The sequence below is a fragment of the Vibrio scophthalmi genome, from assembly GCF_040869025.1.
GTDB classification, from domain to species: Bacteria; Pseudomonadota; Gammaproteobacteria; order Enterobacterales; family Vibrionaceae; genus Vibrio; species Vibrio scophthalmi.
In genome coordinates this window covers 1404902-1416706 of sequence record NZ_CP134271.1, presented here as the reverse complement: position 1 = coordinate 1416706, position 11805 = coordinate 1404902, and the positions used below count along the sequence as shown (strand labels likewise).

Sequence of the window (11805 nt, the reverse complement as noted above, 5' to 3'; positions counted from 1 at the left end):
ATAGAAACAGACAGCTTGGTTCGATTCAAGCGAACAAAAAACAACCGAACGGACTGTGTATAACTAGTACGTTATCCGGTGATTAACCTATAGTTATCCCAATAACAACTTTGATCATCACGCCCCCCTGTGTATAACTACCCTTTTTGATCCCAGCTAATCCTCATCATGATCAAAGTAAGATCACATGATATGATCCATAAAAGATCCATGATCTTGTTGATCATTTTTCACTTATCCACAGAGATCGTCGATCCTAATAATAGATCTAATAAAAGATCATATATATAGATCTTATATATATTAACTTCGCCCACTAAACTTAAAAAACACAAAAGCCTTTTTCTCTCTACACGAAAGCAGGTAGAATATCGCTCTTTTATCTGTCCGAATTATCTGAATACCAGAGGTCAGTTCATGCTTTATCACGAAAACTTTGACGTCATTGTTGTTGGTGGCGGTCACGCAGGAACGGAAGCCGCACTCGCATCAGCGCGTACAGGGCAAAAAACCCTCTTACTCACCCATAACATTGACACTTTAGGGCAAATGTCTTGTAACCCTGCCATTGGTGGTATTGGTAAAGGTCATCTTGTCAAAGAAGTCGATGCTATGGGCGGATTAATGGCACAAGCCATTGATCATGCTGGTATTCAATTTCGCACTCTCAATGCATCAAAAGGTCCTGCGGTACGTGCTACTCGCGCTCAAGCGGATCGAGCGTTGTACAAAGCGTACGTTCGCGATGCTTTAGAAAATGCGCCAAACCTCACCTTGTTCCAACAATCAGTCGATGATCTTATTGTTGAAAACGATCAAGTGATGGGTGTTGTCACCCAAATGGGCCTTAAATTCCGCGCTAAAGCCGTTGTATTGACCGTTGGTACCTTCCTTGGAGGTAAGATCCATATCGGTATGGAAAACAGCGCAGGTGGCCGCGCAGGCGATCCTCCTTCGATCGCTCTTGCCGATCGTCTACGTGAAATGCCATTCCGTGTTGATCGTCTAAAAACCGGTACTCCACCACGTATTGACGCTCGTAGCGTCGATTTCTCAGTGTTGGAAGCGCAGCACGGTGATAACCCAACGCCTGTATTCTCGTTTATGGGTTCACGTACTCATCATCCACGACAGATTCCATGTTTTATCACTCATACCAATGAGCGTACGCATGATGTGATTCGTAACAACCTTGACCGCAGCCCAATGTATGCCGGTGTGATTGAGGGGATTGGTCCACGTTACTGTCCGTCGATTGAAGATAAAGTGATGCGTTTTGCGGATAAGAACAGTCACCAAATTTTCATTGAACCTGAAGGTTTAACCACACACGAACTCTATCCAAATGGTATTTCCACCAGCTTACCGTTTGATGTTCAAGTACAAATTGTTCGTTCGATGAAAGGCTTTGAAAACGCCCATATCGTGCGTCCAGGTTACGCAATTGAGTATGATTTCTTTGATCCTCGCGATCTGAAACATACCTACGAAACCAAATTTATTAGTGGTTTATTCTTTGCTGGTCAAATCAACGGTACCACCGGCTACGAAGAAGCGGCGGCACAAGGTTTGATGGCCGGTTTGAATGCGAGTCTCTTCAGTCAAGACAAAGAAGGTTGGAGTCCACGCCGTGATGAAGCTTACGTTGGCGTATTGATTGACGATTTGTCGACCATGGGTACCAAAGAACCATACCGCATGTTTACCTCACGTGCTGAATACCGTTTGTTGCTGCGTGAAGATAATGCCGACCTACGTTTGACGGAAAAAGCCCGTGAACTTGGCTTGATTGATGATGCTCGTTGGGCACGCTTCAACGAGAAAGTGGAGAACATGACGACAGAGCGCCAACGTTTGAAAGAAACGTGGATGAATCCAAATTCTGTCGGTATTGATGCGCTAAACAGTGTGCTGAAAACGCCAATGGCTCGTGAAGCCAGCGGTGAAGATCTTTTGCGTCGTCCTGAAATGACCTATGCACAATTGACTCAGCTTGATGCATTTTCTCCAGCACTGGAAGATCAGCAAGCGGCTGAGCAAGTTGAAATTCAAGTCAAATACGACGGTTACATTAAGCGTCAACAAGAAGAAGTGGAGAAATCACTTCGTCATGAGAACACGAAACTGCCCGTTGATCTTGAATACAGCGATGTGAAAGGTTTATCGAATGAAGTGGTGCTTAAGCTAAACGACGCCAAACCAGAAAGTATTGGTATTGCATCGCGTATCTCCGGTATCACGCCAGCTGCGATCTCTATTTTGCTCGTGCATCTTAAAAAACACGGCTTATTGAAAAAAGGCGAGGAAGCTTAATGTCGCTATTACGCCAAAAGCTTGATCAATTAATTGATCAAACAGATTTATCCGTGACGGATCATCAACGTGACCAGTTAATTGGTTACGTTGAAATGCTCAATAAGTGGAATAAAGCCTACAACCTGACTTCAGTACGCAATCCAGAAGAAATGTTGGTGAAACATATTCTAGATAGCATCATTGTTAGCACTCATTTAGAAGGTGATCGCTTTATCGATGTCGGTACCGGCCCTGGTTTACCTGGTATTCCATTGTCGATCATGTGCCCAGAGAAAGAGTTCCATTTATTGGATAGCTTGGGTAAGCGTATTCGCTTTATCAAGCAGGTTGTGCATGAGTTAAAAATCGAAAACGTGACGCCGATTCAAAGTCGAGTGGAAGAGTATCTACCTGAAGAGAAGTTTGATGGTGTACTAAGCCGAGCCTTTGCTTCAATGTTAGATATGGTTGAGTGGTGTCATCATTTACCGAAAGAAAACACCGGTCGCTTTTTAGCATTGAAAGGCCAATTATCACAGGATGAGATTTCAGAGCTCCCAGAGTGGTGTTATGTGACCGATGTCAAAGCTTTGCAAGTTCCTCAATTGGAAGGTGAGCGTCATCTAGTAATCTTATCGCGCAAGGAATAATAGCGAGGTAGATCGTGGGAAAAATTGTAGCCATTGCCAACCAAAAAGGCGGTGTTGGAAAAACAACGACTTGTATAAACTTAGCCGCATCTATGGCCGCGACTAAGCGCAAGGTATTGGTTATCGATCTTGACCCTCAAGGCAACGCGACTATGGCCAGTGGTGTCGATAAGTATCAAGTTGACGCCACTGCTTATGAGTTGCTTGTTGAAGATGTGCCGTTTGAAGAAGTCGTGGTGACGAAAACGTCTGGCCACTACGATCTTATCGCTGCAAATGGCGATGTGACGGCCGCTGAAATTCGATTGATGGAAGTGTTTGCACGCGAAGTTCGCCTAAAGCAAGCGCTTGCGTCGGTTCGCGATAACTATGATTTCATCTTTATCGATTGTCCTCCTTCTCTAAACCTTCTTACAATCAATGCGATGGCGGCTGCAGATTCTGTGCTAGTGCCAATGCAGTGTGAGTACTTCGCACTAGAGGGTTTAACCGCGTTAATGGATACCATTAGTAAACTCGCAGCTGTTGTAAATGAGAATCTCAAAATCGAAGGGCTACTACGAACGATGTATGACCCTCGTAACAGACTGTCTAATGAAGTATCTGATCAATTGAAAAAACACTTTGGTGACAAAGTGTACCGCACCGTTATTCCTCGCAATGTTCGTCTCGCAGAAGCGCCAAGCCATGGTAAGCCTGCGATGTATTACGACAAATATTCTGCTGGAGCCAAAGCCTATTTAGCGCTGGCTGGCGAAATGTTACGTCGCGAAGAAGTACCTGCATAAATCATCATAATTTAAGGAACGTAAACTCATGTCTAAACGTGGTTTAGGTAAAGGGCTTGATGCTCTTCTTTCGACCAGTTCATTGGCGCGCGAAAGACAGCAAACAGCCATCAATAGCCAAGCTTTGTCTAGCAATGGTGAGTTAACGGAACTTAGCGTAACCAGCTTACGCCCAGGCGTATATCAGCCACGCAAAGATATACAGCCAGAAGCGTTAGAAGAGTTGGCTGCCTCTATTGAGTCACAAGGCATTATCCAGCCAATAGTGGTTCGTATGGTGGAAGGTGGCCGTTATGAGATCATTGCCGGTGAAAGACGTTGGCGTGCGGCGAAAAAAGCCGGCCTTAGCCAAGTACCGTGTTTGATCAAACGCGTCGAGGATCGTGCTGCGATCGCGATGGCATTGATCGAAAATATTCAGCGTGAAGATCTGAATGTCATCGAAGAAGCGCAAGCATTAGAGCGCTTACAAAATGAATTTTCACTGACACATCAACAAGTCGCTGATGTGATTGGTAAATCTCGAGCTGCTGTGAGTAACATATTACGTCTAAATCAGCTCGAAAATGATGTAAAGAGTTTAGTCTCTGGTAATCAGCTTGATATGGGGCATGCTAGAGCTCTATTGGCCTTAGAAGGTGCTCAGCAGATTGAAATTGCTCAGCATGTCGCGCACAAAAATCTGACCGTTCGCCAGACCGAGCAGTTAGTGAAAAAGTGTCTACAGCCTCAGGTTGAAGTAAAAAGCGTGTCACACGACGAAGAAACCCAACATATGTCACAAAAATTGAGTGAAATGCTGGGTGCAAAAGTGTCGATTGTCCGTTCTAATAACGGCAAAGCAAAAGTCACCATTAGTGTGGAAGAGCCCGAAAAGCTGGCACAATTGATTGCCAAGTTAGAGAGCTAGATGAGATAATTGATCTCAATCAATTTATGCAAAAAACGAATTTTTGTGTAAAAGTTGTCGGTTTGTAAACAAAATTGTAACTTTTTGCTGTGTTTTCATTGCATTCAGTTCGACTCACCGTATAATTTTTGCAAATTTCCTCAGCGTCTAAGGATGTCTCGCTGTGGATTTTACTAGAGGTACGAATACATGGTAGCTGCGTTGGCTAGACCAGGACGAGAGCTTGCTAAGCAATTGTTAATGATCCAGCTTGGCGCGGTTACATTAGTGGCGGCGGGAATGGCTGCGACTGTGAATGTTGAATGGGGTCTTTCTGCACTTATTGGCGGCGGCATTTTTGTCATTGCTAATGCGGTGTTTGCTTTATGTGCTTTTGCATTTAGCGGCGCGCGGGCAGCAAAGAAAGTTGCGGCATCTTTTTTTACAGGTGAAGCGCTAAAAATCCTTATCACAGTAGCTCTCTTCTCTCTTGTCTACATGTATATACAGGTGGAACTTGTTCCCCTAAAACTAACCTATTTACTGGCACTAGGTATTAATATCTGTGCGCCAGTGCTATTCATTAACAACAATAAATAGGATGAGTTATGGCTGCGCCAGGTGAAGCGCTAACACAATCCGGATATATTGCCCATCACCTCTCTAACCTCTCTTTAGCTAAGTTAGGTTTAGTAGCGGAAGAAGCAAGCTTCTGGAATGTACATATCGATAGCCTGTTATTTTCTTGGTTTACTGGTTTAATTTTCTTAGGAATTTTTTACAAGGTCGCGAAGAAAGCAACAGTCGGTGTACCAGGTAAGCTTCAGTGTGCTGTAGAAATGATCGTTGAATTTGTCGCGGAAAACGTCAAAGACACGTTCCATGGACGCAACCCTCTGATAGCGCCTTTAGCACTAACTATCTTTTGTTGGGTATTTTTAATGAACGTGATGGACTTAGTTCCTATCGATTTCTTACCTTACCCAGCAGAGCATTGGCTCGGAATCCCTTACTTGAAAGTGGTACCGTCAGCTGATGTGAACATCACCATGGCTATGGCACTAGGCGTATTCGCTCTGATGATTTACTACAGCATCAAAGTGAAAGGTCTGGGCGGCTTTGCAAAGGAATTGGCTTTACATCCATTCAATCACCCAATCATGATCCCGTTTAACCTGCTGATTGAAGTGGTATCGCTACTGGCGAAACCTCTATCACTTGGTATGCGTCTATTCGGTAACATGTTTGCTGGTGAGGTTGTATTCATCCTTTGTGCGGCAATGCTACCATGGTACTTACAATGGATGGGCTCACTACCATGGGCAATTTTCCATATTTTGGTAATTACGATTCAAGCATTCGTGTTCATGATGTTAACTATTGTTTATCTATCAATGGCACACGAAGATAGTGATCATTAATTTTTTTAAGCTTTTTATTTGGGCACATAAGCCAACAACTATAAATTGGAGATAGTAATGGAAACTTTACTGAGCTTTTCTGCAATCGCCGTAGGTATTATCGTCGGTCTTGCTTCTCTTGGTACAGCGATTGGTTTCGCACTTCTTGGTGGTAAATTCCTTGAAGGTGCAGCACGTCAACCAGAAATGGCTCCTATGCTACAAGTTAAGATGTTCATCATCGCTGGTCTACTTGATGCGGTTCCAATGATCGGTATCGTAATCGCGCTACTGTTCACTTTCGCAAACCCATTTGTGGGTCAACTAGCAGGCTAATTAACAACTCTGTTAATTGTATTTTTGTAGTTGATTCTTAAAAGGGAGTAGCTGTTGTGAATATAAACGCAACTCTGCTAGGTCAAGCAATCTCGTTCGCACTGTTTGTGTGGTTCTGCATGAAATATGTATGGCCGCCACTAATGAGTGCGATTGAAGAACGTCAGAAAAAAATCGCTGACGGTCTACAAGCGGCAGAACGAGCTTCTAAAGACTTGGACCTAGCACAAGCCAACGCTTCTGATCAATTGAAAGAAGCGAAGCGCACAGCAACTGAGATCATTGAGCAAGCGAACAAGCGTAAAGCTCAAATTCTAGATGAAGCTCGTGAAGAAGCTCAGGCAGAACGCCAGAACATTCTTAATCAAGCTGAAGCGGAACTTGAAGCTGAACGCAACCGTGCGCGCGATGACCTGCGTAAACAAGTTGCGACTCTGGCTGTCGCTGGTGCTGAGAAAATCCTTGAGCGTTCTATCGATATCGATGCGCAAAAAGATATTCTCGACAACATTACTGCAAAACTTTAAGTCTGGGGGCGCATATGTCTGATTTGACTACTATCGCACGCCCCTATGCTAAAGCAGCTTTCGACTTTGCAGTGGAAAAAGATCAACTAGACCAATGGGGTCAAATGTTGTCTTTTGCTGCTGAAGTTGCCAAGAACCAACAAGTAAAAGAGCTGTTAACCAGCTCTATGTCTGCCGATAAATTGGCAGAAATATTTGTTGCTGTTTGCGGTGAACAAGTTGATGCACACGGTCAAAACCTATTGCAGGTAATGGCTGAGAATGGTCGTCTAACGGCCCTTCCTGATGTAAGTGAGCAATTCTTCGCATTGAAGAAAGAACATGAGAAAGAAATCGATGTTGATGTTATTTCAGCATTTGAACTTTCAAGTGAACAGCTAGCAAACATCAGCAGCAAACTTGAAGTGCGTTTAGCACGCAAAGTGAAGCTGACTTGCAGTGTAGATCAGGCCCTACTTGGTGGGGTAATAATTCGAGCCGGAGACCTAGTCATCGATGACTCAGCGCGTGGTCGTTTGAACCGCCTGAGCGATGCATTGCAGTCTTAATGGGGATTGGAGCATGCAACTTAATTCCACTGAAATTAGCGATCTAATCAAACAACGCATCGAATCTTTCGAAGTTGTTAGTGAAGCTCGCAACGAAGGTACTATCGTATCGGTAAGCGATGGTATCATCCGCATTCACGGCCTAGCGGACGTGATGCAAGGTGAAATGATTGAATTACCGGGTGGCCGTTATGCACTAGCACTTAACCTTGAGCGTGACTCGGTTGGTGCGGTTGTAATGGGCCCATTTGCTGACCTTAAGGAAGGCATGAAAGTTACAGGTACTGGCCGCATTCTTGAAGTGCCAGTTGGTCCAGAATTGCTAGGTCGCGTAGTGAACACACTAGGTGAACCTATCGATGGTAAAGGTCCAATCGAAGCGAAACTAACTTCACCTGTAGAAGTGATTGCACCAGGCGTAATCGACCGTAAATCGGTAGATCAACCTGTGCAAACTGGTTACAAGTCAGTTGACTCAATGATCCCAATCGGTCGTGGTCAGCGTGAACTTGTTATCGGTGACCGTCAAACTGGTAAAACAGCGATGGCGATCGATGCAATCATCAACCAGAAAAACTCTGGTATTTTCTCAATCTACGTAGCTATCGGTCAAAAAGCATCGACTATCGCTAACGTGGTTCGCAAACTAGAAGAGCACGGCGCACTAGCAAACACTATCGTGGTTGTGGCATCGGCTTCTGAATCTGCTGCGCTACAATATCTAGCGCCATACGCAGGTTGTGCGATGGGTGAATACTTCCGTGATCGCGGCGAAGACGCACTGATTGTTTACGATGATCTATCTAAACAGGCTGTTGCTTACCGTCAGATCTCTCTACTACTAAAACGACCACCTGGCCGTGAGGCATTCCCTGGTGACGTTTTCTACCTTCACTCGCGTCTACTAGAGCGTGCAGCTCGTGTAAACGAAGAGTATGTAGAGCGTTTCACTAATGGTGAAGTGAAAGGTAAGACCGGTTCTTTGACTGCGCTTCCTATCATCGAAACTCAAGCTGGTGATGTTTCAGCATTCGTACCGACTAACGTAATCTCGATTACCGATGGTCAGATCTTCCTACAAACTGAGCTATTCAACGCGGGCGTACGTCCAGCAGTTGACCCAGGTATCTCAGTATCTCGTGTAGGTGGTTCAGCGCAAACGAAAATCATCAAGAAGCTATCTGGCGGTATCCGTACAGCACTAGCTCAGTACCGTGAACTAGCGGCATTCGCACAGTTCTCGTCTGATCTTGATGACGCAACGAAGAAGCAGCTAGACCATGGTCAAAAAGTTACAGAGCTAATGAAGCAGAAACAATATGCTCCTATGTCTGTATTTGACCAAGCGCTAGTTATCTTTGCGGCAGAGCGTGGCTACTTGGCAGATGTTGAAATCAACAAACTGCTCGATTTTGAAGCTGCTCTACTATCGTATGCTCGCAGTCAATACGCTGAATTTGCAGCTGAGATCGACAAGACGGGTGCTTACAACGATGAAGTTGAAGCTCAGTTGAAAACACTGACTGACGACTTCAAAGCAACCCAAACTTGGTAATAGGTCGGTGGCAGTAATGCCACCAACTAATGGAGAGTAACGATGGCCGGCGCAAAAGAGATACGTAATAAAATCGGTAGTGTTAAAAGCACGCAGAAAATTACGAAAGCTATGGAAATGGTAGCCGCTTCAAAAATGCGTCGTTCTCAAGACGCAATGGAAGCATCTCGTCCATATGCTGAAACAATGCGTAAAGTGATCGGTCATGTGGCTAATGCAAATCTAGAGTACCGTCATCCGTACCTAGAAGAGCGTGAAGCCAAGCGTGTTGGTTACATCATCGTTTCGACAGACCGTGGTCTGTGTGGTGGTTTGAACATTAACGTGTTCAAAAAAGCCCTAACAGACATGCAAACTTGGAAAGAGCAAGGTGCTGAAGTAGAACTGGCTGTTGTCGGTTCGAAAGCAACGGCTTTCTTCAAGAGTAGCGGCGCGAAAGTGGCTGCTCAGGTTTCTGGTTTGGGCGATAGCCCAAGTCTTGAAGACCTTATCGGTTCTGTTAGCGTTATGCTTAAGAAATACGATGAAGGTGAACTGGATCGCCTGTATGTGGTTTACAACAAGTTTGTGAACACCATGATTCAGCAACCAACGATCGATCAATTGCTACCTTTGCCTAAATCGGACAGCGAAGAGATGCAGCGTGAGCACTCATGGGACTACATCTATGAGCCTGAACCAAAGCCTCTATTAGACACACTTCTAGTGCGTTACGTAGAGTCTCAGGTTTATCAGGGTGTCGTCGAGAACCTTGCTTGTGAGCAAGCGGCTCGAATGATTGCGATGAAAGCTGCAACGGATAACGCGAGTGACCTGATTGAAGATTTAGAACTTGTGTACAACAAAGCCCGTCAGGCTGCGATTACACAAGAACTGTCTGAAATCGTATCAGGCGCAGCAGCGGTTTAAGCTTAGGTTAAACGAAATAGTTTAGAGGATTAACGATGGCTACAGGTAAGATCGTACAGATCATCGGTGCGGTAGTCGACGTAGAGTTCCCACAGAGCGATGTACCTAGTGTATATGACGCTCTAAACGTTACGGACTCAAAAGAGCGTTTAGTTCTTGAAGTTCAGCAACAGCTAGGCGGTGGCATAGTTCGTTGTATCGTTATGGGTAGCTCAGATGGTTTACGTCGCGGAGTTGAAGTTGTAAACACTGGCGCTCCAATTTCAGTACCAGTAGGTACTAAAACCCTAGGTCGTATCATGAACGTTCTAGGTGACGCGATTGATGAGCGTGGTGAGATCGGTGCGGAAGAGCTTTACTCTATCCACCGTGAAGCACCAAGCTACGAAGAGCAATCAAACGAAACAGCACTTCTAGAAACCGGTGTTAAAGTAATCGACTTGATTTGTCCATTCGCTAAGGGTGGTAAAATCGGTCTATTCGGTGGTGCAGGTGTAGGTAAGACCGTTAACATGATGGAACTTATCAACAACATCGCATTACAACACTCAGGTCTATCTGTGTTTGCGGGTGTTGGTGAACGTACTCGTGAAGGTAACGATTTCTACTACGAGATGCAGGAAGCAGGTGTTGTAAACATCGAAAAACCTGAAGAATCAAAAGTAGCGATGGTTTACGGTCAGATGAACGAGCCACCAGGCAACCGTCTACGTGTTGCACTGACGGGTCTAACGATGGCAGAACGTTTCCGTGACGAAGGTCGTGACGTACTACTGTTTATCGATAACATCTACCGTTACACACTTGCAGGTACAGAAGTATCAGCACTGCTAGGTCGTATGCCATCAGCAGTAGGTTACCAGCCTACACTTGCTGAAGAAATGGGTGTACTACAGGAGCGTATCACGTCAACTCGTCAAGGTTCTATCACGTCTGTACAGGCGGTATACGTACCTGCGGATGACTTGACTGACCCGTCTCCAGCAACAACGTTCGCGCACTTGGATGCAACGGTTGTACTTAACCGTAACATCGCAGCGATGGGTCTATACCCTGCGATCGACCCACTAGATTCTACATCTCGTATGCTAGATCCATTGGTTGTTGGTCAAGATCACTACGACACTGCTCGTGGCGTTCAGCAGACACTTCAGCGCTATAAAGAGCTGAAAGACATCATTGCTATCCTAGGTATGGACGAGCTATCTGAAGCAGATAAGCAAGTTGTATCTCGTGCACGTAAGATTGAGCGTTTCCTAACTCAGCCTTACCACGTAGCAGAAGTATTTACAGGTGACCCAGGCGTATACGTATCTCTTAAAGAGACTCTACGTGGCTTTAAAGGTCTACTAGCTGGTGAATACGATGACATTCCAGAGCAAGCGTTCATGTACTGCGGTACGATTGACGATGCAATTGAGAATGCTAAGAAGCTATAAGGCTAACTAGGAGGCGATATGGCAGCAATCCCTTTTCATCTAGACGTTGTTAGTGCAGAGAAAAAACTTTTCTCTGGCCTAATTGAAACGTTTCAGGTGACCGGTAGCGAAGGTGAACTTGGTATTTTCCATGGTCACACTCCGCTGTTGACCGCTATCAAGCCTGGTATGGTGCGTATAGTTTTACAAAACGGCCATGAAGAAATTATTTATGTTTCTGGTGGTATGATAGAAGTACAACCAAGTACAGCGACTGTACTGGCTGATACGGCTATCCGTGGTGAAGAGCTAGACGCAGCGAAGGCAGAAGAAGCCAAACGTCGCGCTGAAGAGAATATTCAGAATCAGCATGGCGATATGGACTTCGCACAAGCGGCCAGTGAACTGGCTAAAGCCATTGCTCAGCTACGAGTTATCGAGTTGACGAAAAAACGCCGTTAATTTGCATTAAAGGTGTTTTATAAATGAT

General features: G+C 45.0%; 13 protein-coding genes. All 13 read left to right on the top strand.

Annotated features, from left to right (window positions below; all coding sequences use genetic code 11):
* Window positions 1-417: 417 nt before the first annotated feature.
* The 13 genes from mnmG to RJD38_RS06390 all read left to right on the top strand — a co-directional run bounded on the left by mnmG (window position 418) and on the right by RJD38_RS06390 (window position 11777).
* Window positions 418-2313, top strand: a complete 1896-nt coding sequence (mnmG, locus tag RJD38_RS06450; protein WP_005597282.1) for a tRNA uridine-5-carboxymethylaminomethyl(34) synthesis enzyme MnmG — start codon at window positions 418-420, stop codon at window positions 2311-2313.
* Window positions 2313-2945 carry a 16S rRNA (guanine(527)-N(7))-methyltransferase RsmG gene (gene rsmG, locus RJD38_RS06445; protein ID WP_083163466.1) on the top strand — a complete coding sequence of 211 codons (633 nt, stop codon included), beginning with the start codon at window positions 2313-2315 and terminating at the stop codon, window positions 2943-2945. The genes mnmG and rsmG overlap by 1 nt, the downstream gene beginning before the upstream one ends.
* A 14-nt stretch (window positions 2946-2959) precedes the next feature.
* Complete coding sequence (locus RJD38_RS06440; RefSeq protein ID WP_005597269.1) at window positions 2960-3733, top strand: ParA family protein; 774 nt, start codon at window positions 2960-2962, stop codon at window positions 3731-3733.
* Window positions 3734-3761: 28 nt separating this feature from the next.
* Window positions 3762-4643 carry a ParB/RepB/Spo0J family partition protein gene (locus tag RJD38_RS06435; protein WP_005597267.1) on the top strand — a complete coding sequence of 294 codons (882 nt, stop codon included), beginning with the start codon at window positions 3762-3764 and terminating at the stop codon, window positions 4641-4643.
* 189 nt (window positions 4644-4832) lie between these two features.
* Window positions 4833-5222, top strand: coding sequence for a F0F1 ATP synthase subunit I (locus RJD38_RS06430; protein WP_005597265.1), 390 nt, complete (start codon window positions 4833-4835; stop codon window positions 5220-5222).
* 8 nt (window positions 5223-5230) lie between these two features.
* On the top strand, window positions 5231-6043 hold the full coding sequence (gene atpB, locus RJD38_RS06425; RefSeq protein WP_005597252.1) for a F0F1 ATP synthase subunit A: 813 nt from the start codon (window positions 5231-5233) through the stop codon (window positions 6041-6043).
* 57 nt (window positions 6044-6100) lie between these two features.
* A complete protein-coding gene (gene atpE, locus RJD38_RS06420; protein WP_005372317.1) occupies window positions 6101-6358 on the top strand; it encodes a F0F1 ATP synthase subunit C in 258 nt (85 codons plus the stop codon).
* A gap of 56 nt (window positions 6359-6414) precedes the next feature.
* Window positions 6415-6885, top strand: a complete 471-nt coding sequence (gene atpF / locus RJD38_RS06415) for a F0F1 ATP synthase subunit B (RefSeq protein WP_005597251.1) — start codon at window positions 6415-6417, stop codon at window positions 6883-6885.
* 14 nt (window positions 6886-6899) lie between these two features.
* Window positions 6900-7433: a F0F1 ATP synthase subunit delta gene (gene atpH, locus RJD38_RS06410; protein ID WP_005597250.1), complete on the top strand. Its 534-nt coding sequence runs from the start codon at window positions 6900-6902 to the stop codon at window positions 7431-7433.
* Between the two features lie 13 nt (window positions 7434-7446).
* Complete coding sequence (gene atpA, locus RJD38_RS06405) at window positions 7447-8988, top strand: F0F1 ATP synthase subunit alpha (protein ID WP_005597249.1); 1542 nt, start codon at window positions 7447-7449, stop codon at window positions 8986-8988.
* Between the two features lie 42 nt (window positions 8989-9030).
* Window positions 9031-9897 carry a F0F1 ATP synthase subunit gamma gene (atpG, locus tag RJD38_RS06400; RefSeq protein WP_005597248.1) on the top strand — a complete coding sequence of 289 codons (867 nt, stop codon included), beginning with the start codon at window positions 9031-9033 and terminating at the stop codon, window positions 9895-9897.
* Window positions 9898-9932: 35 nt separating this feature from the next.
* Window positions 9933-11336 (top strand): F0F1 ATP synthase subunit beta, encoded by a 1404-nt coding sequence (gene atpD, locus RJD38_RS06395; protein WP_005597247.1) that lies wholly within the window; start codon window positions 9933-9935, stop codon window positions 11334-11336.
* 18 nt (window positions 11337-11354) lie between these two features.
* Entirely contained in the window at window positions 11355-11777 is a 423-nt protein-coding gene (locus RJD38_RS06390) for a F0F1 ATP synthase subunit epsilon (protein ID WP_005597246.1), read from the top strand.
* The last annotated feature ends 28 nt before the right edge of the window (window positions 11778-11805 follow it).

Coding starts and splice junctions, on each gene's coding strand:
- mnmG (WP_005597282.1), top strand. CDS start 418: ATGCTTTATCACGAAAACTTTGACGTCATTGTTGTTGGTGGCGGTCAC.
- rsmG (WP_083163466.1), top strand. CDS start 2,313: ATGTCGCTATTACGCCAAAAGCTTGATCAATTAATTGATCAAACAGAT.
- RJD38_RS06435 (WP_005597267.1), top strand. CDS start 3,762: ATGTCTAAACGTGGTTTAGGTAAAGGGCTTGATGCTCTTCTTTCGACC.
- RJD38_RS06430 (WP_005597265.1), top strand. CDS start 4,833: ATGGTAGCTGCGTTGGCTAGACCAGGACGAGAGCTTGCTAAGCAATTG.
- atpB (WP_005597252.1), top strand. CDS start 5,231: ATGGCTGCGCCAGGTGAAGCGCTAACACAATCCGGATATATTGCCCAT.
- atpE (WP_005372317.1), top strand. CDS start 6,101: ATGGAAACTTTACTGAGCTTTTCTGCAATCGCCGTAGGTATTATCGTC.
- atpH (WP_005597250.1), top strand. CDS start 6,900: ATGTCTGATTTGACTACTATCGCACGCCCCTATGCTAAAGCAGCTTTC.
- atpA (WP_005597249.1), top strand. CDS start 7,447: ATGCAACTTAATTCCACTGAAATTAGCGATCTAATCAAACAACGCATC.
- atpG (WP_005597248.1), top strand. CDS start 9,031: ATGGCCGGCGCAAAAGAGATACGTAATAAAATCGGTAGTGTTAAAAGC.
- atpD (WP_005597247.1), top strand. CDS start 9,933: ATGGCTACAGGTAAGATCGTACAGATCATCGGTGCGGTAGTCGACGTA.
- RJD38_RS06390 (WP_005597246.1), top strand. CDS start 11,355: ATGGCAGCAATCCCTTTTCATCTAGACGTTGTTAGTGCAGAGAAAAAA.